24 protein-coding genes are annotated in these 24,124 nt (G+C 42.8%); all 24 read left to right on the forward strand.

Annotation, left to right across the window (positions count from 1 at the left end):
- Nucleotides 1–111: 111 nt before the first annotated feature.
- The 24 genes from AB5935_RS04475 to AB5935_RS04590 all read left to right on the forward strand — a co-directional run bounded on the left by AB5935_RS04475 (nt 112) and on the right by AB5935_RS04590 (nt 24,041).
- The gene (locus AB5935_RS04475; RefSeq protein ID WP_038609225.1) at nt 112–507 is read left to right on the forward strand and encodes a hypothetical protein; all 396 of its coding nucleotides are present in this window, start codon (nt 112–114) and stop codon (nt 505–507) included.
- 455 nt (nt 508–962) lie between these two features.
- Nucleotides 963–2,066, forward strand: a complete 1,104-nt coding sequence (locus AB5935_RS04480) for a radical SAM protein (protein WP_032936523.1) — start codon at nt 963–965, stop codon at nt 2,064–2,066.
- A 35-nt stretch (nt 2,067–2,101) separates the two neighbouring features.
- The gene (locus tag AB5935_RS04485) at nt 2,102–3,208 is read left to right on the forward strand and encodes a radical SAM protein (RefSeq protein WP_007838112.1); all 1,107 of its coding nucleotides are present in this window, start codon (nt 2,102–2,104) and stop codon (nt 3,206–3,208) included.
- 12 nt (nt 3,209–3,220) lie between these two features.
- Nucleotides 3,221–4,096, forward strand: coding sequence for a hypothetical protein (locus tag AB5935_RS04490; RefSeq protein WP_007852523.1), 876 nt, complete (start codon nt 3,221–3,223; stop codon nt 4,094–4,096).
- 18 nt (nt 4,097–4,114) lie between these two features.
- A complete protein-coding gene (locus tag AB5935_RS04495; RefSeq protein ID WP_007845024.1) occupies nt 4,115–4,555 on the forward strand; it encodes a S24/S26 family peptidase in 441 nt (146 codons plus the stop codon).
- Entirely contained in the window at nt 4,552–4,833 is a 282-nt protein-coding gene (locus AB5935_RS04500) for a PqqD family protein (RefSeq protein WP_007838109.1), read from the forward strand. Before AB5935_RS04495 ends, AB5935_RS04500 begins: the two co-directional genes overlap by 4 nt.
- Before the next feature lie 236 nt (nt 4,834–5,069).
- Nucleotides 5,070–5,339: a PqqD family protein gene (locus AB5935_RS04505; RefSeq protein ID WP_007838108.1), complete on the forward strand. Its 270-nt coding sequence runs from the start codon at nt 5,070–5,072 to the stop codon at nt 5,337–5,339.
- 39 nt (nt 5,340–5,378) lie between these two features.
- Nucleotides 5,379–6,431, forward strand: coding sequence for a nucleotidyltransferase family protein (locus AB5935_RS04510; protein WP_229057220.1), 1,053 nt, complete (start codon nt 5,379–5,381; stop codon nt 6,429–6,431).
- Nucleotides 6,428–8,116, forward strand: a complete 1,689-nt coding sequence (locus AB5935_RS04515) for an ABC transporter ATP-binding protein (RefSeq protein WP_007838106.1) — start codon at nt 6,428–6,430, stop codon at nt 8,114–8,116. The genes AB5935_RS04510 and AB5935_RS04515 overlap by 4 nt, the downstream gene beginning before the upstream one ends.
- Before the next feature lie 21 nt (nt 8,117–8,137).
- A complete protein-coding gene (locus AB5935_RS04520; protein ID WP_007838105.1) occupies nt 8,138–8,947 on the forward strand; it encodes a polysaccharide biosynthesis/export family protein in 810 nt (269 codons plus the stop codon).
- A 12-nt stretch (nt 8,948–8,959) separates the two neighbouring features.
- Complete coding sequence (locus AB5935_RS04525) at nt 8,960–11,371, forward strand: GumC family protein (protein ID WP_007852528.1); 2,412 nt, start codon at nt 8,960–8,962, stop codon at nt 11,369–11,371.
- Between the two features lie 23 nt (nt 11,372–11,394).
- Nucleotides 11,395–12,114 carry a tyrosine-protein phosphatase gene (locus AB5935_RS04530; protein WP_007843782.1) on the forward strand — a complete coding sequence of 240 codons (720 nt, stop codon included), beginning with the start codon at nt 11,395–11,397 and terminating at the stop codon, nt 12,112–12,114.
- The gene (locus AB5935_RS04535) at nt 12,101–13,105 is read left to right on the forward strand and encodes an endonuclease/exonuclease/phosphatase family protein (RefSeq protein WP_038609221.1); all 1,005 of its coding nucleotides are present in this window, start codon (nt 12,101–12,103) and stop codon (nt 13,103–13,105) included. Before AB5935_RS04530 ends, AB5935_RS04535 begins: the two co-directional genes overlap by 14 nt.
- 18 nt (nt 13,106–13,123) lie before the next feature.
- Entirely contained in the window at nt 13,124–13,969 is an 846-nt protein-coding gene (locus AB5935_RS04540) for an ABC transporter permease (protein WP_022185931.1), read from the forward strand.
- A gap of 28 nt (nt 13,970–13,997) precedes the next feature.
- Nucleotides 13,998–15,272, forward strand: a complete 1,275-nt coding sequence (locus AB5935_RS04545) for a polysaccharide ABC transporter ATP-binding protein (protein WP_038609218.1) — start codon at nt 13,998–14,000, stop codon at nt 15,270–15,272.
- Nucleotides 15,273–15,306: 34 nt separating this feature from the next.
- Nucleotides 15,307–15,507 (forward strand): glycosyltransferase, encoded by a 201-nt coding sequence (locus tag AB5935_RS04550; RefSeq protein WP_227191514.1) that lies wholly within the window; start codon nt 15,307–15,309, stop codon nt 15,505–15,507.
- 188 nt (nt 15,508–15,695) lie between these two features.
- Nucleotides 15,696–16,619, forward strand: coding sequence for a glycosyltransferase family 2 protein (locus AB5935_RS04555; RefSeq protein WP_007845038.1), 924 nt, complete (start codon nt 15,696–15,698; stop codon nt 16,617–16,619).
- Entirely contained in the window at nt 16,600–17,748 is a 1,149-nt protein-coding gene (locus AB5935_RS04560; RefSeq protein ID WP_007845040.1) for a glycosyltransferase, read from the forward strand. Before AB5935_RS04555 ends, AB5935_RS04560 begins: the two co-directional genes overlap by 20 nt.
- The gene (locus AB5935_RS04565; protein WP_007845042.1) at nt 17,745–18,890 is read left to right on the forward strand and encodes a glycosyltransferase; all 1,146 of its coding nucleotides are present in this window, start codon (nt 17,745–17,747) and stop codon (nt 18,888–18,890) included. Before AB5935_RS04560 ends, AB5935_RS04565 begins: the two co-directional genes overlap by 4 nt.
- 38 nt (nt 18,891–18,928) lie before the next feature.
- A complete protein-coding gene (locus tag AB5935_RS04570; RefSeq protein WP_007845044.1) occupies nt 18,929–19,909 on the forward strand; it encodes a glycosyltransferase family 2 protein in 981 nt (326 codons plus the stop codon).
- A complete protein-coding gene (locus AB5935_RS04575) occupies nt 19,906–21,051 on the forward strand; it encodes a polysaccharide pyruvyl transferase family protein (RefSeq protein ID WP_007845046.1) in 1,146 nt (381 codons plus the stop codon). The genes AB5935_RS04570 and AB5935_RS04575 overlap by 4 nt, the downstream gene beginning before the upstream one ends.
- Complete coding sequence (locus AB5935_RS04580; protein ID WP_007845048.1) at nt 21,048–22,136, forward strand: glycoside hydrolase family 88 protein; 1,089 nt, start codon at nt 21,048–21,050, stop codon at nt 22,134–22,136. The genes AB5935_RS04575 and AB5935_RS04580 overlap by 4 nt, the downstream gene beginning before the upstream one ends.
- Nucleotides 22,117–23,028: an SP_1767 family glycosyltransferase gene (locus AB5935_RS04585; protein WP_007845050.1), complete on the forward strand. Its 912-nt coding sequence runs from the start codon at nt 22,117–22,119 to the stop codon at nt 23,026–23,028. Before AB5935_RS04580 ends, AB5935_RS04585 begins: the two co-directional genes overlap by 20 nt.
- On the forward strand, nt 23,016–24,041 hold the full coding sequence (locus tag AB5935_RS04590; protein ID WP_007845051.1) for a glycosyltransferase: 1,026 nt from the start codon (nt 23,016–23,018) through the stop codon (nt 24,039–24,041). Before AB5935_RS04585 ends, AB5935_RS04590 begins: the two co-directional genes overlap by 13 nt.
- Nucleotides 24,042–24,124 lie beyond the last annotated feature (83 nt).

Here is a 24,124-nt window from a genome sequence, read left to right on the forward strand (position 1 = left end):
TTTCAAAATTCTTTCACACCGGAGTTTCTCCGGGACCCAATCACTATTTCGCTTCAAACCTTTTCTGATTTCCTTTCCTCCGAAACAGGAATCAAAAAAGAAAAAAATAGTATGAAGAAAGATTATCAAAAACCGATGCTTATTAGCGAAGAGTTCATTCCGAACGAATATGTAGCTGCATGCTATAACTTTAAAGCACTATTTCATTGTCATTATGGAGAAAACAATACAAACAATCATGGAAAACCATGCGCTACAACCTATGTAGATATTAATGGTATCCATGCTACAGGGCACGAAGGGACTATAGAAAAATGGGGTATACCTATTCTCAATATTGATTGGAATGGATTCGATTTAAGTGACGCAAAAGTAGGTGACAAGATTAAAGGCATCAAGTGGACTAGCTATGATACAGTAAATAACACTGGAGAATACAATCATCAAGGTTGGGGTGAAATCAGATCTGCTGTTGAAGAAATACCAGGTCGTCCTAACCACTCTTAAGACATTCCCCTATTTATGAAATTCGCATCAAATAACAGTATAGACTTGGACCTTAAAAGTAAAGTCTATACTGTAAACCTCTCAAATTAGGGTTCTAAAATATCTATCTTCGCTGCGAATCAAAATTTACGAATTATGCAAAGCAATGAAGACCTTGAAAGATTCTACTTTCCCTATCTTTGGGTCTATCATCGTAAAATATAGACTTGGTTGTATGCCAATAGTTAAAAATCAATCGAATTTGATAATATCTTTTTGTGAGATGCCAATTCTGGTGCCTTATAAAAAGGATATGCTCTAAATTAAGTATTAACTTTTGTTGGGCTTCAAAAAGGGAAGATAATCTATATATTTTCCATCGAGACAAATTTCGGTAACATATACGACCACGGAAGTAAATGAAATCCAATACACTAGACTCAAAAACTTTTCTTTGAAAAAAAATCATTATCCTAGTGGAATCCCTGCAAGACATAAACCCTGTGGAACGGGCATTGGTGAACAAAGCGACGGCAAACCGTACTCCGATCAATGCCACTATTGAATTGACACCGACGTGCAATTTCCGTTGTGATATGTGCTATATCCGCATGGAGAAGTCACAAGCCGAGAAAAGAGGAGGATTACGGAGCATAGAGGAATGGCTGCACATTGCCGACCAGCTACAGGAAATAGGAACGCTCTTCATCTTACTGACAGGAGGCGAGCCCCTACTCTATCCTGATTTCAAAGAATTATATATCCGGCTGAAAGAAAAAGGATTCATCCTCACCATCAATACAAACGCGACTTTGATAGATGACGAAACAGTACGTCTGTTTCAACGTTTGAAACCCCGGAGGGTGAATGTCTCGTTATATGGTGTGACCAACGGAACTTATCTCAATCTGTGCCACGCGACAAACGGTTTCGACCGTTGCCTGGAAGGACTGAAACGATTAAAAGAATATGGCATAGATACCAAACTGAACCTCACCTTGACACGACAAAATATAAAAGAACACCGGCAAATGCTGGAACTAGCTGACGAATGGGACTTACCTATGCTGACCAACAGTTACATTTCAGTCTATTCACGGCCGGGATGCGCCACCACGCTACCCCTTGATACGTGCCGCCCCGTACCGGATGAAGTGGCACATGCCGAGGTTGAGGCACTGGAACATAAATATGGCAAGGAATACACATCATACGCCACTCATGTCCTCCAGCAATTGGAACGTGGAGAATCTCCCGTACCTGCTGAAGGCATCGGACTTGCCTGCCGGGCAGGTAAAAGTTCCGCATGGATCAACTGGCAGGGCGTCATGACTCCGTGCGTCGATATGGAAACACCAGCCGTTTCGCTACTTTCCACAACCGTAAGCGATGCCTGGAAACAAATAGTAACCAAATGCGAACAACTTCCGTTCCATAAAGAATGCGCAGGTTGTACCTTACGCTCTATCTGTGATGTCTGCTATGCCAATGCCCGCAATGAAAAAGGGCAATGCGGCGGCATCGGCTACCTTTGCCGCATTGCAAAAAGTAAAAAGAAACAAATGAAAGGAAGTCTATAAAGACTTTTCTCATAAATACATATACATTCCAAGTTATGGATCATCTTCACGATGCCAACCTTTTGGAACGGGCATTGGTGGACAAAGCCAATCAGAGCCGTGTCCCGATCACTACCAACTTCGAGCTGACTCCCACCTGTACGCTCAACTGCGACATGTGCTTCATACGCACCGAACGCAGCGTGGTGGAACGGCACGGAGGTTTATCGCCTTTGCAACAATGGCTCGACTGGGCAGAACAACTTCAAGACATGGGTACACTCTTCATCCTTCTCACCGGAGGTGAACCGATGCTCTATCCACACTTCAAGGAGCTGTACACCCGGCTGCGCGAAATGGGATTCATCCTGACTCTCAATACGAACGGCACACTCATCGACAACGAAATGGTACGCATCTTGCAGACCCACAAGCCGCGGCGGATAAACGTCACCCTGTATGGAGACAGCAGAGAAACTTACGGACGCTTGTGCCACAATCCGCAAGGATACACCCTGTGCATGGAAGCCCTGAAACGGTTGAAAAAGGCAGACATTGATGTGAAACTGAACGTAAGTATCGTACGAAAGAATGAAAAAGATTACGACGAGATCATCCGTCTGGCCCAGCATCTGGACATTCCGGCAGAAGTAAACTCATACATGTTTCCTCTCTCACGCCCCGAATGCGGAAGTCTGCGTAACATTCTAACTGAAAGACTGGATGCCGACGAGGCGGCCCGCATCGAGATGCAATATATGGAGTACAAAAAAGGGAATGACATGGCACGATACATGCACGACTTGAAATATACGCTTGCCCATGTGGAAGGAACACGAGCCTGCTCTTTGGAGTGCAGAGCTGCCAAGAGTTCATGCTGGATCAACTGGCAAGGCATCCTCACCCCCTGTGTGATGCTGGATCAACCGGCCGTTGACCTGAAAAAGATTCCGATGACAACTGCATGGCAACAACTTTTAGAAGAAGCCAAGGAACTGGTATCCCATACCGAATGCGAGGGTTGCCACCTTCGTCCCGTATGCAACGTATGCTATGCCGCCGCACACTGTGAAAAAACAATCACCGGAAGCATGGACTATCTTTGCCAGATGGCGAAAGCCAAAGAACGGATCATTACGAATTATCCCCCCGTAATACATTAAAAACTGAAGATTGTGAGACTGAATATCGGCCCGCTAACGATTGAATTGTCAGGAGTGACAGAACAGGAGATTCCTGTTAACAGCCGTTTGTTTCTCGACCATAAACCCGCTACCAAAGAAGCGGACCGGTACTATACATTCTATTTTGTCAACCGTCTGCCTTTGCCGTCCAACGACTGGCAGATCACATTCCAACGCAACGACATCGTAGTTTTCCGGAAGGAAGAACAAGAAACACGCCTGCTGGCTGTAGGAAACCTGAATGCCTGCTATGCTCTCTATCAGGAAAGAAACGAAAGAGATGCCAACATCTATTTCATCGAAGGTCTGAAAAGAGAACTGCAAACAGATACCCTGTTCATTTCCTGCCTGTGCCTGGAACGTCCTTTATCTGTCCAGGGATGTTACATACTACATTGTACTTTTCTGGATTATCGTGGGCAAGCCATCTTATTCAGTGGTCCTAGCGGCATTGGCAAATCGACGCATGCCAACCTGTGGTGCCGGCATATTCCCGGCACCCAGGTACTCAATGGCGACCGTGCCCTGCTCTGTCCACTTCCAAACGGCGACTACGAGATAACGGGATGGCCTGTATGCGGTTCCAGCGGTATCTGTCACAATGAACGCCGCCCGTTGGAGGCCATTGTATTCATCGAACAGGCATCTGATAACACCATCCGTCCCCAGACAGCCATGAAGCATTTCAAAGCTCTCTGCTCGCAGGTTACAATCAACTGGTGGAATCCAAAGCTCACCGGCAAAGCACTCGACGATCTACAGGTTTTGACCAGACAGACAAGCATCAGCACCTATGCGTGCAACATGAATCCGGAAGCAGCCTTCACCCTGCACAGGTATCTGACCAAACTGGAAATTATCCGATAATGTGAAATACGCCCCATTATGAAGACTGTCGATACGAAAGAATATATATCCATGCTGCGTACCCTCATTGAGGAAGGAAAGCAGGTGAGCATGATCATCTCGGGCAGCAGCATGGCTCCATTCCTGATCCACGCAAGAGACCACATCTACCTGAAAAGCCCCTCCGGTGAACTTCGGAAAGGAGATATGGTGTTCTATCAGCGAAGCAACGGTGAATATGTCATGCACCGTATTTATAATGTTAAAAATGAAGAATATTATCTTATCGGTGACGCCCAGACTGTCATCGAAGGTCCAATTCAAAGAGAACAGATTTTCGCCATCATTATCAAGGTGAAGCGAAAAGGGAAATGGATAGTTCCAGAAGATTTCCAGTGGAAATTCTTCGCCCACATATGGCCGAACATAATTCCTTTACGCAGGACCATCATTAAAACATATCGTTTTTTCAAAAGATGAAAAGAACCAAAGAATTTATCAAACGAAACATAGCCGGAGAAATCGTACTGGTTCCTTCCGGACAGACCGCCCGAGAGTTCAACGGAATGGTCACCCTGACCGAAACCGGAGAATTTATCTGGGAGCATATCGAAGAAGCAGAAAGCTTCAACCATCTAGTACTGTTGATTCTGGAGGAATACGAAGTGGATAAAGACACCGCATCGCAAGATGCCGCAGGATTTATCATGCAACTGCTGCAAGCCGGCATGATCCGTCCCACAGGTATAAACTGGTAAACAGTAATCTGTTCAATTCAGATATGACAAACAATACAATAAGAAATGTTAGAAGAGAGATTCGTTTTCTTCGCGAGAAGCGCCGGATCTGTAAAAAATGTTAGATCAGGTAAGTTCAAGACCCTATGTTATCAGCGGATAATAGAATGAACTTACATTTTATTCCCCATTACATCTGCCTGTGAAGGTCGATGTAATTTTAACTATAAATAGGATAATGCAATAATATAAAGACAATGAGACTCAATTCTAATTTAATTCTTCGCCAAGTAGGTGGAGAATATATGATTGTCAATCCGTTTTCTGAAACCATGGATATGGCACAGGTCTATTCCTTGAATGAAACAGCCGCCTGGTTATGGAAACAATTGGAAAACAAGGAATTCACGGTAGATGAAGCCGGAGCACTGCTGTGCAATGAATATGAAGTAAATAAAGATACAGCCCGAAACGATGCCAACGAGCTGTGCCGACAATGGTTAGAAACTGGGTTAGCCATAGAATAAGACAAAAAGATGATCTCAGCCCCATTACAAAAGGCTTTCATGCTTTTGCTAAGGCAAGGACTGTGGGACCGGCAGGAAGACTGTTCCGCCCTTTTTCCTCTAGATGAAAAGGAATGGAATGAAATTCACAGCATGGCAAGAAAACAAACCGTACAAGGCATTATTTACGATGGCATCCGCCTGTTGCCGACTGAAGCCGTACCTCCCCGGAAGGTATTGCTTGGCTGGATGGTGGAAGTTGACACCTTGGAACGGGTGAACCGGCAACACCGGGAAACGATTAAAGCCCTCCAACAGATTTATGTACAATCACCTTCTATCCCTTTCCTGCTGCTAAAAGGGATAGGGACAGCTGACTTCTACCCTCATCCGGAACATCGCATAGCCGGAGACATCGACCTGTGGTTCGGAAACAAGACACAAACCGAACAAGCCAACCAACGGATGGAAAAATTAGGATTACCGGTAAAAAGAGGAACCAATGGTGAGGCTTCCTGTCTGATAAACAGAGTTCTGATTGAACATCACAGCAGGCTGATAGAGTTGCACAACCCTTTCCTCCAAAAAGAAATCCGCCAATGGGAAGCGGGGGTCTTTACCAACAGCCAAGGCAAACTTCCGAGCGAAGCGAATCATCTATTACTTTCCACCCACATATTGAAGCATCTTATCAATGAAGGGATCGGACTACGACAATTGTGTGATATAGCCATGGCTTTTAACGCATTACATTCTGTTACAAACAAAAACGAATTAGAGTGTATCTGTCGCAAATGGCACATTCACCGGTGGAACCGGTTACTTTATGCCCTATTGATAAAATATCTTGGCGTGCCGGCCGACCTTTTACCATTCAGTACCAGTCTCTGTCCGGACAAGTTAATGCAAGAGATTTGGGAAAGTGGCAATTTTGGACATGGAGACGAACGTTACGGTGAACGTCCCACCGGGAAATGGGCGAACAAACGATACACGTTGAAGCGGATCTTTCACAAAATGCACTTATCGTTAGGTTATGCTTTCGACGAAACTTTCTGGTGGCTGGCCGGATTAGCCCTCTTACGTTTCAAGGAAATGATAAAAAAGAAATGAAAGAATTGCTGAAAAAATTTTTGCAGAAGCTCACACGGGAGAATCTGAGCAATACATGTCAGTTAGGATGGAAAGCTTTCAAATGGGTTATGCAGGTAACAGAAGGATACCATTGGCTCATCACCTTCTCTATCTTTTCGGGTATTTTCGGAGTGGTCATGTCATTGGTCAATGTGGCCATGTCCAAATGGATCATCGATGTAGCTACCGGAGCACAGGAAGGGAATATTTACCTGGTAGCCACAATAGTAGCCTTATCCTTCCTGCTGGGTATGGGGATAAAACTTGTATCTCCCTGGATTTTTGGCAAGATCAACATGCGCATCAGTATCCGCATGCAAAATTCGCTGTCCGACGCCCTAATGATGTGTTCATGGAAAGGAGCAGGGAAATGGCACACAGGCGACCTGCTGACCCGTATCAGCAGTGACGCTTCCGAAGTGTTGGGAATGGGAATGGGCATTCTACCCAACCTGCTGGTTACCGGCTTGCAATTGGCAAGCTCTTTTATCTACTTGTGGATTCTTGACGCGCGTTTAGCTTGGTTCATACTGGGAGTCACCCCTCTTGTTTTATTGTCAAAGATTTATTTCAGAAAGGTCCGGGAACTGAGCTGTGCCCAAAAAAAGATGAACAGCGAGATGGGTACCGTCATGCAAGAAAATCTGTCCAAACGGATTCTAGTCCGCTCGCTCGGAGCCACCAACTACCGGAAACAGAAATTACATGAAACACAAGAGAAGTTGTTCAAATTGGGAATGGAACAAATCAAATTTTCCACTTTTACGCAAGGGGTCATGGGATTTACATTTGGAGGAGGGTACTTATGTGCATTCCTTTGGGGTATTTTCCAACTGCATAACCACGAGATAACATTCGGAACAATGACAGCCTTTCTTCAACTGGTCGGACAGGTACAGGGACCTTTTTTAGGGTTAATATCCATCCCTCCCAGTCTGATACGGGGATGGACCTCCGTGGAACGGTTAATGGCCCTCTTTGAAGATGTAGAACCGGACGAACACCCGGTCTACATAGACCAACCACTGACACTGAACTTTCGGAAAGTGTCTTTTGGCTATGAAGAGGGACAGCCGGTACTCGACCGGTTTACAGCTGCCTTTCATCCGGGAAGTTCCACCGCCATAGCCGGACCTACCGGAACAGGAAAAACGACCATTATCCGGCTGATACTGGCTTTGGTTTATCCGGAAAAGGGACGCATCGATTTGACAACTGATGACGGACGGACACTCAGTGTGACCCCCGATTTACGCATCAACTTCGTCTATGTGCCCCAAGGAAATACGTTGCTGAGCGGTACCATCCGGGAGAATTTATGGCTGGGTAGTCCGGGAGCAGACGAAGAGGCTCTGCATAAAGTCATCCGGCTGGCCTGCGCTGAATTTGTGTTCAGTCTGCCGGAAGGACTAGATACCAAGATAGGGGAACATGGATATGGCTTGTCTGAAGGACAAGCCCAACGGATTGCAATAGCCCGCGCACTGTTGCGTCCCGGGCGGATCTGGCTGTTTGATGAAGCATCATCGGCACTTGACACCGAGACCACCACACACCTCATGGACAATTTGTTGCAATGGGGAAAGAATAACACATTAATATTTGTGACACACGATTCACGACTGATGGAACGATGTGACCAAGTGATTCATATAAAGGAATAAAAAACAATTAATTATAAAACAATGGATAAAACAATCAAACTGGCCTGTCTGTTGGCAATAATCATTTTTAGTTCGTGCGCTTCACGCAAAGATTTTGTCTATTTACAAGATATGGATGAACTACAGGAATATCCTATGGTTCAAAAATATGAAGCCATCATCCATAGGGATGACAGATTGAGTATTATTGTGAACAGCAAAAACCCAGAACTGTCCCTGCCTTTCAATATGTCCGGAAGCAGAAGCTATTCTGTAGAAGCAGACGGAAGCATTTCCAACAATGAAGTGGGGGTATTAAGTGATGAAAAAGAAAAAGGTTATTTAGTGGATATCAACGGGAATATAGACTTTCCTGTGCTGGGACAACTGCATGTGGAAGGACTGACCCGCCGACAATTAACCGAACTGATCAAGAAACGACTGATCAACGAAGAATTGCTGAAAGATCCTATGGTCACCGTCAATTTCCTTAACTTCAAATTTTCCGTGCTGGGAGAAGTTGGACATGTAGGAACCTTTGAAGTGAAAGGCGACCGCATCACTCTTCTGGAGGCTCTTGCCATGGCCGGAGACCTGACCCCCCGATCCCGTCTGGACCGTATCGCCGTCATCCGCGAATATGGGAACAAGCGACGAATCCTGTTCCACGACATCCGCAGTAAAGACATCTTCACATCGCCTTACTATTACCTGCAACAGAATGACATCGTTTACGTAGAACCCACCAACATGAAGGCCACCGAACAGGCCCAGAGAAAACTGAGCACGTGGAGTATGATCCTGTCCTTCATCACCACAATCACCTCACTGGTGTTGTTAACTACTAAATAAAAAAGAAACGACATGATAAGAATGAGTGAACAAAAAGATATGTCGGGAGATAAGACCTTAAGCGGGGGAGGATTCAATATCAACCCCGTTGACATCATCATGTACCTGTTGTCCAAATGGTACTGGTTTGTATTGTCGGTCAGTCTGTTCGGCGGATATGCATGGTATCAATATGCCAAACTTCCCTTTATCTATTCACGGTCAGCCACCGTCATGATAAAGGACGCCTATTCAAACAACATCGGTCGCGGGCTGGACCGTTTTAACACCTATTCATATACCAATGTATCCAATGAGATCCTGCAATTCCAGTCACACAAACTCATGCGCGATGTGGTGAACCGTCTTCACGCCAATGTATGCTACCTCATCATGGATGACTTGCGTGAGGAGGAACTTTATACGCAAGCCCCTGTCAAGGTTTCATTCCCGGAAGAAGAGGATCATCTTGATTTCAGCCTGACAGTCAGAATCCTGAACAGGAAGCAAGTCCGGTTATCCGATTTCTCGACAGACGCCACAAGTATAACGCTGACGGCCAATCTGGGTGACACTATCCAGTCGCCCGTAGGAAAAATAGTGGTCTCACCCACCTTATATTATACAGACAAGTGGTTCAACACACCGATTACGATACGCCGGCAGAGTACGGACACAATGGCCAGCCTATTCAGAAGCAACCTGAACATCAGCCAAGCTGAGAATGACGCCTCCATCCTCTACCTGTCACTCCGTGATTACTCCACCGCCCGTGCCGAAGATGTGCTCAATATGCTGATTACAGTGTATAATGAAGAGACTATCAAAGACAAGAACCAGATAGCCATCAATACCTCCAGCTTCATCAACGAGCGTCTGGTCATCATCGAAAAAGAACTGGGAGGCGTGGAAAACGAACTTCAGTCCTACAAACAGAACAATGACATCATCGATATCGGTTCAGCCGCTTCCATGTCCATGTCAGACAAACGGCAGTACAGCTCGACCACTCAGGAACTGGAATTACAGGCACGCATGGCACGCTACATCAAGAGCTACCTGGTGGACCCGTCCAAAGAAACCGAGCTTATCCCTTCAAACACCGGCATAGCCGACATCAACATTGAAACCCAGATAACGGCCTATAATGCCAACAAGTTGAAACGAGACAAACTGATAGAAGGAAGCAGCGACAAGAATCCCATCGTCCAGGAACTGAACAAGAATCTGATTGCCATGCGGCAGAATATCATCCGGGCCATCGACAATATGATTGTCAGCATCGATGTGAAACTGAACGAGGCACGAAGCAGGGCCGGAGAAGCCCAGTGGCGGGTAACCAACATACCTAGACAACAGCAGCAAATGCTTTCTATCGAACGTCAGCAACGCATCAAAGAGGAACTTTACCTCTATCTACTGAACAAACGCGAAGAAAATGCGCTGAGCCAGGCCACCACCGAAACTGACGCCCGTGTGCTCGATCCTGCTGGAGGAGGGGATGCTCCGATTTCTCCCAACGGACGCAGCATGATCATGGCAGGTGTCATGAAAGGAATCGCCCTGCCGGCCATTGTCCTGCTATTGTTCCTGTTCTTCGATACCCGTATACGCAACCGCAAGGACATCGAGGATGCTGTAACCGTTCCTTTCCTGGGCGAAATACCCAAGGATTCATCCAAAGGGAAAACAGAGAATAAAGAAACGGCACATGGCATTGCTGTCCGTGCCCAAGGGCGTGACATTGTATCGGAAGCCTTCCGCATAATACGCACCAACATGGATTTTATGCGTGTCAAGTCAAAGAACATGCAAGTCGTCACTTTCAGCTCGTTCGGACCGGGTGCCGGCAAGACATACGTATCCAGCAATCTGGCAGCCAGCTTCGCGCAAACCGACAAGAAGGTCATCCTGATTGACATGGATATCCGTAAAGGGACTTTGACTTCACATACCCGCCTCCACACAAAGGAAAAAGGAATGACCTCTTTTCTGGCAGGCAAGGCCACAACGGATGAAATCATCAAGCACAACGAGATCTGTGAAAATCTGGATTTCATTCCGGCCGGTCCCATCGCCCCCAACCCGTCAGAGCTATTGCTCAGCGAACAACTGGAAGTACTGATAACCGAACTGCGCAACCGTTATGACTATATCTTTGTCGACAATGTGCCTGTAGGAGTGGTGGCCGATGCCGCCATCACCAACCGCATAGCCGACCTGACCATCTTCGTGGTACGGGTTGGCAAACTGGACCGCCGCATGTTACCGGAAGTGGAAAAAATTTATCGCAGCGGACAACTGAACAACATGTCGTTGGTACTTAACGGGGCCATAGTAAAGACAGGCGGATACGGAGGCTATGGATATGGTTACGGCTACGGCTATGGTTATGTGGATGGTTCCGAATCATGCTGGAAACGGCTGTTCAGAAAGAAATCCTAAAATCCCCCCAAAAAAGAAGTAGGATGTTTGGTATATTCAAGTCCAAATACAATTTGATTAATTCTGGTTTAATGAAGGGTATGACCGATGTCCATTCCCATGTTCTTCCGGGAGTGGACGACGGTTCGCCCGACATAAATGCCAGTCTATCCCTGCTGCGCTATATGGAATCCATAGGGTTGCGGAAAGTGTGGCTCACCCCCCATATCATGGAAGATTATCCCACACCGAACAAGAAGCTGCGACAACAGCTCGACGTGTTGAAGGCGGCCTATTCCGGCCCGTTGGATCTACGGCTGTCTTCCGAATATATGATGGATGCCGCTTTTACAAACAAGCTGGATGGAGAAGTGCTGCCTTTGGGCAGCAGCCACCTGCTGGTCGAGACATCCTACATGTACCCTCCTCCCGGTTTGCCGGATATCCTGATGAAAGTATGGAATGCCGGTTATCAACCGGTCATCGCCCACCCGGAGCGTTACCTGTACATGGAAGAAAAAGATTACCTTCTGCTGAAAGAGAAAGGTTACAGCTTTCAACTCAATCTGATGTCACTGAGCGGTTACTATGGCCCGCACCCCAAAGTGGTCAGCGAAAAGCTGTTAAAACAAAAAATGTACGATTTTGTGGGTACGGACCTGCACCATTTGGAGCGTTACCGGCCCATGCTTGACCAATTGAGGTTGACCCGAAGACAACTCGAAGCTTTAGAAGGTCTGATTGCTAACAATGCGCGTATTTAACTGTCTGTCGGGAGGTATCCTGTGCGGTCTGACACTGCTGTTGATATTTCTCCCCTGCTTCACTCCCGAGTGGGCCGGAAATCTTATCTTCATCAGTCTATCGGCGATTCCTATATGTATAGCCGATGGGATTATTTTCGCGATTCTGCTTTGGAAACATAATCGTTGGTGGATGCTTTACTTGCTTTTGCTATTAGGTAGTTCACCTATTCTATCCGGTTACTTTCCGCTTCATTTCCTACATAGAGAAGAAGTGCCAGATTCCAATCAGCTAAAACTGGTTTGCTGGAATGCCGAAGGGTTCAGACTGAACAAAGACACCCTGGCGAAGGCCATCCATAGCATTCGTATCCTGCAGCCCGGCATCGTCTGCCTGCAGGAACGTCCCCATACCAATCTTCTGGCATGGGACACCATCCGAGCTGCTTTTCCCGATTACCCCTATTGCATCGTCAACTCGCGGGAGGATGAAATTCTTAATCTGGCCGTCTTCAGCCGCTGGCCTGTCGGAAACGTTCAAGAGTACTACTTCCCGGACAGCTACAATAAGATGCTTCAAGCGGATATCCGGATGATAGGGCAAACTTTCCGGTTATTCAACGTCCATCTGCAAACTACCGGCATGAATGAATCATCCTCAATGAAAGACAGACTCCAGACGATGCGCCACCACGCCATCCGGCGTAACCGGCAAGCCGATCTCTTGGCAAACGCCATTGCCGAGAGTCCTTATCCGGTCATCGTGTGCGGTGATTTCAACGATACACCGGCTTCGTATGTTTACCGGAAAATCAGCCGGTCACTGCAGGATTGCTTCCTCCAGGCCGGCCGGACATGGAAAGGCAGCTACCAACGCTGGGGCGATTTTTTACGAATAGATTATACGCTCTGTTCACCTGCATTCCAAGTGAATTGTTACCAACTGGTTTCCAATCCCTGGAGCGACCACAAACAGCAGCACTGTGTGCTCTATCTGGACAAACGCTACTAAAAAACAAGATTTCAAAAAATGACTAAAGAAAACTGGACAATAGAAATAAAGCCAAAGAAAAAATGGCTGGATATAGATCTGAAAGGTATATGGCGGTACCGTGACCTATACTATATGTACGTGAAACGCGACATTGTCACCGTGTACAAACAAACTATTCTGGGTCCTCTCTGGTTCCTCATCCAACCGATCTTCACTACCGTGATGTATATGTTCATATTCGGTGGCCTGGCAGGTATCTCGACGGACGGAGTACCACAGCCTTTATTCTACATGGCAGGTATCATGCTGTGGAATTATTTCAGTTCCGCGTTCAACGTATCCTCCAATGTGTTCACGGCTAATGCGGGCGTGTTCGGCAAAGTCTACTTCCCCCGTCTGGTCGTGCCGTTGTCCGGCATCACCTCCAACCTAATCAAGTTCGGAATACAATTGTTGTTGTTCATTGCCATGTATCTCTATTTTTATGTGAAAGGAGCTTCACTGCATGTCAATGCCGCCCTGCTGTTGTTTCCGTTCCTGACATTTCTGATTGCATTCCATGCCATGTCGTGGGGGTTGATCGTATCGGCGCTGACCACCAAATACCGTGACCTCACCCAGTTGGTCACCTTCGGCCTGCAACTGTTCATGTATGCCACTCCGGTCATTTATCCGCTAAACGCAGCTCCGGAAAAATACCGTGACATCATCGCGCTCAACCCGTTGACCCCCATATTCGAGACCTTTAAATACAGCTGCATGGGGTGTGGTTCACTTGATTGGGGCGGATTGGCATATAGCACTTTGTTTATGCTCTCCACCCTGTTCTGCTCAGTAGTCATCTTCAGCCGGGTGGAACGCAATTTTATGGATACAGTGTAAGCAGCAGAATTAAAAAAAGAGAATAAGAATGAACGATATAGCAATCCGGTTTGACCATGTGGGCAAACTCTACAAACTCGGTCTGGTCGGCACCGGCACACTGAGCCACGACCTCAACCGCTGGTGGAAAACGACCATTCTCCGCCAGGAAGACCCCTATCTGAAGATAGGCGAAACCAACGACCGCAGCAAGAAAGGCGCGTCGGAATATGTCTGGGCGTTGAAAGACATCACCTTCGATGTGCATCAAGGCGATGTAGTAGGCATTATCGGAAAAAACGGTGCCGGGAAGTCCACCTTGTTGAAACTTCTGTCGCGTGTCACCTCCCCTACCACCGGAGCCATCCGTGCCCGTGGCCGCATTGCCTCTCTCTTGGAAGTCGGTACCGGTTTCCATCCGGAACTGACCGGCCGTGAGAACATCTACATGAACGGCTCCATCATGGGCATGACTCGCCACGAAATCTCCCACAAGTTGGACGAGATAGTCGACTTTGCCGGTGTGAAACGCTATGTAGATACCCCCGTAAAACGCTATTCCAGCGGCATGACCGTCCGTCTGGGCTTTGCCGTAGCCGCTTTTCTGGAACCGGAAATACTGGTAGTAGATGAGGTACTTGCCGTAGGTGATGCCGAATTCCAGAAGAAAGCTATCGGCAAGATGCAGGACGTGTCGAAAGGCGAAGGGAGGACGGTGTTGTTTGTGAGTCATAATATGGGTAGTATGCAACGGCTATGTTCACGTGGAGTATTATTGGAAAATGGGAAGGTTAAATATATGGGAAGCATATCCGATACCATCCGTACTTATCAAAGTGATGAAATCATTCAAAACTCATTTGAAGGAACTGACGGAAACAAACAAATACTCTATTTGAAAAAAGCCTCTGTTTCATCCAGCGATGGAAACATATTCTACAATTCTTCTACTATTAAAATAGAATTTGAAATATGCGTAAAGAAACATATTCCTTCTTTGGTTATTGGATTTAATCTATATAGCATCTTCCAATACCCACTGGCACGAGCCGACTACAATGATGAGAACAAAAAGACATCGCTAGAACCGGGAAGTTACCACTTTACTTTCGAGATTCCTCCTTACACCCTATCCAATGGAGAATATAAAATTGTTTTTGATGTGGCGGAAAGAAATGTAAAGTGCTACACAACAAAAAAGTCGCAATTGACATTCAATGTACTTCAAGGGGAAGATTGCTTCGGTAATGTATTTGCAGAAGATATTCCCATTAAGTCTTCTCTTATCAGAGAAAATTGGTTGAAAGAAATTAAAACATATTAAATCAGCATGAAATTATCTGTCGCACTTTGCACCTATTAATGATGAAAAATATATAAAAAAACAATTAGAATTTATTCTAAATCAAACATTACCTATAGATGAAATAATTATTTGCGATGATCGATCTCAAGATAACACTATACAACTAATTAAAGAATTAAAGATACGACAAAAAATCATTCTTTCAGTTATGAACGTTCATTTATTAATCGTTTTTCAACTAATAGAAAGATAAAAAAGTCACAATATCCTAATTCACAATATAGTATTTTTCATGTCGCTGAGTTTTTATAATAAATGGAATAAACTTCAACCATCTATACTTTTGGGAGATTGGACATATGAATTCATAATTAAGGAAAGATTAAAAAGGAAACCATATTGAAGATACAAATTTCTCACACTTATTTCAAATTATAAAAAATGACAAAAGATCTCGTATCGATTGGAATACCTGCATACAAAGCTACATATTTAAAAGAAGCCATTGACTCTGTTTTAAATCAAACTTACACAAAGTTCGAACTGATCATAGTCAATGACAAATCTCCTGAGAACATAGAGGAAATTATTTCTACATATAACGACAAACGTATCAGATACTATAAAAATGAGGACAATTTAGGGAAAACCTCCATTGTCCTAAATTGGAACAAATGTCTTTCCTATGCTAATGGTGATTTTTTTGTACTACTATGCGATGATGACATTATGCTACCGAATTTCATTGCAACGATGCTTGGTTTAGTTAAAAGCCATCCACAATGCAATGTCTTTAAAACAAGAACGCTCCTTATTGACAGTAAAACCAATACAAACATAGGAAAATCTCCCTTGTTTCCTAAATATGAAACATTTGCTGATTTCCTTTCAAATACTATTATTGGAAAAAGAAAACATACAATATCGGAATTTTTTTATAGGACACAACATATTCAACAATTAGGAGGGTATCAAATTTATCCGGCAGGTTATTATGCTGATGATGCTTCCATCTTACTTTTCTGCAACAACAATGGAATTGCATCAACAGAAGAAAGCCTAATAGTTTATAGAAAAAGTGAAAATAACATTTCTTCAAGCTCATGTTGGAATGTAGAAAAATCCAAAGCTGCTTTAAAGTATTATCAATGGATTATTGATGAATTCCCCATGAAACAACAAGATGAGCAAATAATACAACAAAGACTTGATTTTGATTTGTATACTTATTTTTCAGCAGCATTAAATATTCATCAATCTATCCAAATATTAAATTGTATTCCAGTCAACATTTGGAATTGGAAAAAGAAATTATTATGTCTTTACAAGTTCATATTAAATTCTTATGCAAAGCAAATTAAATAATCTTCTTTTCCTCATCGAATCCCTATCTGGCGGTGGGGCAGAAAAGGTATTGACCACCTTGTTGCAACATCTCGACTCGAACAAATTTGATGTCACACTATGTTGCATCGTAGATTGCGGGAAATATGTAAACGATGTAAAGCCATACGTTCACTATACTTCTATATTGCCCAATCCAGAACAAATAAAAGGAATAAGGAAACTGATTTATCAACTCAAATACAAATTAATCTATTCGTGGCTTCCGTTACGATTGGTTTACAAATGGTTTGTTCCACATCATGCAGACGTGGAGATCGCTTTTGTGGAAGGATTTGCAACTAAACTATTGGCACATTCTACTAATAAACAGGCCAAAAAGATCGCTTGGGTACACACTGATTTTGAAAAACATCATTGGACTAATGTTATATTTAAGAATAAACAGAATGAAGAACAGACATATAGCCGATATCACCAAATTGTCACAGTTTCTGTTACTGTCCAAAAAGCCTTTATAAAAGCTTTCCCTTTAGTAAAAAGTTTAGTAAAAATCATTTATAACCCTATAGATCACGAAGACATTATAAAAAAAGGAAAGCAATACGAACCTTTGCCTTCCAAAAGCAAAATACGATTAATCAGCATTGGCAGACTGACCAAAGTTAAAGCATACAGCCGGTTGCTCCACATCGCTTTACGTTTGAAGCAATCCGGATACGCTTTCGAACTATGGATATTGGGAGATGGTGAAGAACGTGAAATGCTTCAACATTATATCTGCAAAAAACAGTTGGAAGATTGTGTTACTCTATGGGGATTCCAAACAAATCCATACGCCTTTATGACACAATCCGACTTGTTTGTCTGTTCTTCAATCAGCGAAGGGTATAGTACTGCGGTAACTGAAGCACTTATTTTGGGGCTTCCGGTTGTGACCACTGATTGCTCCGGTATGAATGAACTTCTGCAAGGAGAAAAGTATGGCATCATTACAGAGAATTCGGAAGCGACCTTGTTTGAAGGTATTAAACAACTACTCGACCATCCAGAGCAATTGTCACATTACAAAGAGAAGGTAATCAAACGAGGGAAGGAATTTACTTTGGAAGTATTGATGAAACCAATTGAAACATTATTAACTCGATGAAAAAAAAGATCCTTTTCTTTACTAACGGACTTTATGGTGGAGGAGCTGAACAAATTCTGCTGACGCTATTAACTCATATTGATTATACATTGTTCAACATTACATTATATAGTCTGACCAAAGATGATGTAACAAAAGAGTATCCCGAGCAAATTCATTACAACTACATCTTCCATCCAATTAGCGACCAAGACAATTGCTGGAGACGAATAACTAAAAAGATCATTAATAAATTCAAACACCTAATCTATCATCACTTTTCTGCCAAATTGTTTTACGCTCTTTTTGTCAAAGGGAATTACGACACCGAAGTAGCCTTTATTGAAGGATATGCCACCCGAATCGTTTCTGGATCTAACAACAAGCGATCTAAAAAGATCGCTTGGGTACATACTGATTTAAAAAACAATCATTGGACAACTATAGCATACAGAAGCTGTCAAGAAGAACAAGAGTCCTATCAACAATTCGACGAGGTTACTTCTGTCTCTTTGGATGTAAAAACAAGTTTCGACCTATTGTTTTCCCATCCCAACAGCACAGTCACTTACAATCCTATTGATGAAAACAAAATAAAACTACTAGCAGACAAATCTATCAATCCAATTTGCTGGTTAGAACAAGGATTGATAATGGTCACTATGGGAAGATTAGTACCACAAAAAGGTTACGACCGATTGCTTCCTATCATCAAAAGATTAAAAGACGAAGGTTTTCGTTTCTCACTAAATATTTTGGGAGAAGGAACCGACAGGGAAAAATTGGAACAGTACATCAAGCAACACCATTTAGAAACATGTGTCCGACTAAGCGGATTTCACACCAACCCCTATCCTTACTTGGCAAAAGCCGATTTATTTGTCTGTTCATCGCGGGCAGAAGGATATAGTACAGTAATCACAGAAGCATTAATTTTAGGCTTGCCCATTATTACAACTCGCTGTGCTGGTATGCAAGAATTATTAGGAGAAAATGGTGAGTTTGGACTTATCGTTGACAACAATGGCACATCGCTATACGAAGGACTTAAAACCCTATTGTCAAGTAATACCTGCTTAATGCATTACAAACAAAAATCTCAAGAAAAAGGTAGACAATTTGCTCTAAAGAATTTAGAACAAAAAGTCTACGAGAAATTGTAGTAAAAAGAACAAAAAACTCATTCTATCGGATTCGTACGATGATTTCTATCATAATACCTGTATATAACGTAAAACTCTACTTAGACAATTGTATTCAATCGGTTATCCAACAAAGCTATACAGATTTTGAATGTATCTTAGTGGATGATGGTTCTACGGATGGTAGTAGTGAAATATGTGACCAATGGGCAGAAAAAGATAACCGGATTATAATTGTCCATCAACCCAATGGAGGAGTATCATCCGCTCGAAACAAAGGATTGGAACAAGCAAAGGGAGAATATATCTGTTTTATTGATAGCGATGACTGGGTAGATGTTGATTATCTTTCGGCAATGATAAACAATTTGAAAGAGAAAGAAACTGATTTGATAATATGTGGATTGACTCAGGAATTCAAAGACGGGAATTGCATAGATTATATACCTCAACAGTCACTAAATTTCGAGTTAGGCTGCAATCATACAAACTATTTTGTAATGCTGAATGAACAGAACTTATTGTACGGACCAATTGTGAAACTATACAAAAACAACATCATACAGCATCATCAAATTTTGTTTGACCCACAAGTTTCATACGGTGAAGACCTTTTATTCAACTACCAATATTTGGAATATGCACACACCATTGCGTGCATAAACGAAAGTCATTATCATTATCGCATATTAGGTAGCGGAACCTTATCTAGTAAGTTTCGTCCCAAACAATTTGATACAGACTATCAACAATGGAAGATATTACAGTCTTTTTATCAAAGACATCATTTATGGTCATCAACGGCTCAGACTTATCTGTACAAACGACTGTGGGGTATTCTATACGATGGAATTTTTCTCTATCCACGTCTGCAAAATAAAAAAATCTCTTATCTACGAACTATTCTTGCGATACCGGAAATAAAAAAATTGAAAGATTTTACACAATGCTTTTCGTGCAGCAATTGGATCAAGCAGTCCATTCTGTATCGGTTATATCCTATATTCTATATTTATTTTTCAATCATTGCCAAAAGATGAAACTTTTATTATATCCTCACGGAGGTAGTGGCAACCACGGATGTGAAGCTATTGTACGTTCGACACTAAAAATGATACCGACAGCTACTCTATTTTCCAGCAACCCGGATGAAGACAAAAGATACGGTCTGGACGCCATCTGTACTCTTCGGGCAGCACAAGCACCAATGTCTCATCTCAGTTTGGCGTACTGGAAAGCCTTTATACGTTATCGCTTCGGAGACAAAGAAGCGTTCGACCGTACCAGTTTTCGCTCTATTTTTCAAGAAGCCAACTCAGATAGTTATGCTTTGTCTATCGGTGGGGACAATTATTGCTACGGAGTGCCTGTTTTCATTTATTTGGTCAACAAACAGCTTCGAAAACAAGGGATAAAGACTATCTTGTGGGGATGTTCCGTTGAGCCGGAAGTTCTAAAAGGCGATATACTGAATGATTTACGTTCCTACACCCATATCTTTGCCCGTGAAAGCATCACGTATGAAGCCATGAAAGAAAAAGGGATACAACAACTCTCTCTCTTTCCTGATCCGGCTTTTCAGCTTAACCGTACAGACCTTACTTTACCCGAGGGTTTTGCAGAAGGTAATACGGTAGGCATTAACGTCAGTCCTATGATTATAAAACACGAAAAGGCGAAAGGGATGACACTTCTGAACTATCGACAATTAATTCGTTATATTATTGCCACCACGGATATGCAAATTGCATTGATTCCTCATGTAGTATGGAACTATAACGACGATCGGATCCCATTGCAATTCCTCTACAACGAATTCAAAGGGACCGGTCGTGTCGTTCTTATCGAAGATCATAACGCCGAGGAACTAAAAGGTTTCATCTCCCGTTGCCGTTTTTTGGTAGCCTCACGCACACACGCTTCCATTGCAGCCTACTCCACTCAAATACCTACTTTGGTGATGGGTTATTCGGTAAAGGCACGTGGCATAGCCCGCGACCTGTTTGGTAACGAAGAGCATTATGTCTTGCCCGTGCAGTCTCTGCAACAGGGAAACGACCTGCTCAAAGCATTTCAATGGTTGCAAACACACGAGGACGAGATTAGAAAACACTACCGTACATTCATGCCGGGATACTTATCCAAGACATTCCAAGCCGGACAATTGCTTCAAACATTATGATTCTAATGGTTTACATACTCACCTTAATAGGGACAATAGCCCTTATATTCTTTTCCGTTGATTGGACTATTGAACTATACAAATGGCAAAGTCGCATCCACATTGGTAGATGGACAGACCGCAAAGCATGGCAGCAAGCTGTTGAAAAAAAGGCACGCCAATGGCTATACAAAAGCCCTACCGTACAGATTACGGATCAAGATCGGTTAGTCCTTTGGGATATGCTAAAAGGGAACTATCGTTCCACCACCATACAAAGCTGGCAGGATGCCGGACTCCTTTTATCCTTGCCCGAACAGGACGCCCAAGAGTATGTCAAACGCCACCCCTCGCTATTCATAAAAGAAAATTGGCAGATAGACCAATCGCTATTGGCGTATGTCTTAAAAAAGAAAGATGCACTTTATATGGAAACAGAAAAAGAGATTAAAGAACACTTTATATCTTATCAACAAACTGAACAGACTATACCTTATCGGAAAACATTACCTCACATTCGCTTTGTCGATACCATCGGATTGGTTTGTCCCTTTTTACACCAATGCGATTTCAGTGATTTAGCCATCCGACAAATTGAAGAATACGATCATTGCTTATGGGAAGAAGTATTTCCCCCACATGCATACGACTTAGCCTCACATAAGCCCTTGGGAGTATTTGATTGGGCACGCGGATGGGGATGGTATGTCTTAGGACTTATCGAAACTGCCGATTTACCTGGAAACAAGAAACGAATACTAAACTTGAGTAACCATCTGCTGCCTTTTCAGAAAGCAGATGGAGGATTCAGTTGTTTGGTATTCAATCCTAACGAACGATTTGAATCTTCGGGCAGCGCCTTGTTTGGATTGTTGTTCGTTCATGCGTACCGAGTGTCTGGTGATGAACGTTACTTGAATGCCGCAATAAAAATTGAAAAAGCACTTATGAAGGCTACCCGTCGAGATGGCACGATAGATTTTGCACAGGGAGATACCAAAGGCATTGGTTCTTATTCACAAATATTTGATCGAATGCCTTTTGCACAAGGAATGGGACTGTATTTATCTAAAACATTAGATATATATGAAAAAACTATTGGTTGACATTTGGAATTGTTTATTCGACTGTTACTTGACAGTTCGAAATTCACTCTATCTCTTTATGGATATTCCATATCGAAAAGTTGTAATAGCTCCTCACGTTGTATCCATTGAAGAAACCATCCGATACATCATCCAATCGCATTGTTCGGTCAGCCGTTTAGGAGATGGCGAAATAAAGATAGCTAATGGAAAGGCACTCGCTTTCCAAACCCAACAACCGTTACTACAACAAAAAATGCAAGAGGTACTGTCGGTACCTATTTCCAATCACATCGTATGCCTGCCGGATATATTTACAGACTTAAGCCTCTACAATATAGAAGCGCGCAACCACTGGAAACTTCATTTGGCATTTTACAGGAAATCGTGGTACAAGTATATCAATCGTAAAAGAATATTTCATAATGCTTTCATCAGCCGTTGTTACATGATGTTTGCCGACAAAACACAGTGTGCCTTTTATTTTAAACTCATACAACAAATCTGGGCAGACAAAGACATTCTGCTCATTGAAGGCGAAAAAAGTCGATTAGGTGTCGGTAATGATTTGTTTGACAATGTCAAATCTATTCGACGGATATTAGCACCCAATACAAACGCCTTTGATCACTATGATGCCATTATGAAAATAGTTCAGAAATATTCTCCTAATGAATATCTCATTCTTCTGGCTTTAGGCCCTACTGCCACAGTCATGGCTTACAACCTTGCCCAAAAAGGATACCAAGCCATTGACATCGGTCATATCGACATCGAATACGAGTGGTACAGAATGGGAGCGAGCCACAAAGTGCCCATTCCAAGCAAATATGTCAATGAAGCCGATGCAGGTGTAGGAGTGGGCGACATCCATGATGAAAAATATAAAAAAGAAATTATATGCCGGTTTTAAGTATCATCGTACCTGTATATAATGTTGCAACTTATCTACGAGAAGGATTGGATTCCATACTTAGGCAAGAAGTTCAAGACATAGAAGTGATTTGTGTTGACGATTGTTCATCTGACTCATCGCCCGACATTCTGAAAGAATACCAGGCAAAGGACAACAGAATACAATTTATTCGTCAATCAGAAAACAAAGGTCCAAGTGCCACTCGAAACATCGGCATAAAATATGCTAAAGGAAAATATATTGCTTTTTTCGATCCAGATGATAAAGTGGAAAATAATCTATATGCCGAATTAATTCATGCTATTGAGGATAAAAAAACCGATTTGGCTTTATGTGGTTATTCTACATTCCCCACTCATCAGATACACATACCGAATTTCAAACCATACCATGCCATGCAACCTATGGACTTTATTCAAAAGAATCCAAGAATAGAAATGAATAACGATTTATGTTATACTTGGAGGTTTGTATTCAAACGTAATTTTCTTATCAATAAAAAAATAAGGTTCATTAAAAACCTGCATGTCGGAGAAGATACAGTTTTTAATTATGAATGCGTCCTACAGGCGTCTTCAATCATAATGATTCCAAAGGCATTATATCAATATCGTATCAATAATGCAGGTAGTTTGATGAGGCTGCGTTATAAGCCCTATTTAACAAACAATCTACAAAAATTGGTTGATGAAAAGAAAAGACTTATCAGAAAATACAATATTGAACATTACATCCCCATAACAACTGACTTGTCTGAAAAAATCATCCTGCGTTATTTGCCGATGCTTTTCAACAATCTATATAATAATTCTAATCAACCGGACAAGAAGCAGGGCATTCAACAAATTTTATCAATGACTATGATACGAGATTCCTTCCGTATTATAGGTTTTCGCAACATTTATCCTTCATGGAAAGAATACTTATTCTATCTGGCCATGAAGTTCAAATTTACACGATTGGTTTGTTATGAATACAACAAGATATTTACACCAGAAAAAAGAGTATAATAAATGTCAATTTATTGAGGCCCACTATATATTAAACAGCTTACACAAGCCTTCTGTAGTCTTTATGGTATTAGGGACATTAT

This window comes from Phocaeicola sp. RTP21198st1_B8_RTP21198_201120, from assembly GCF_040929485.1.
Taxonomy (GTDB): Bacteria; Bacteroidota; Bacteroidia; order Bacteroidales; family Bacteroidaceae; genus Phocaeicola; species Phocaeicola dorei.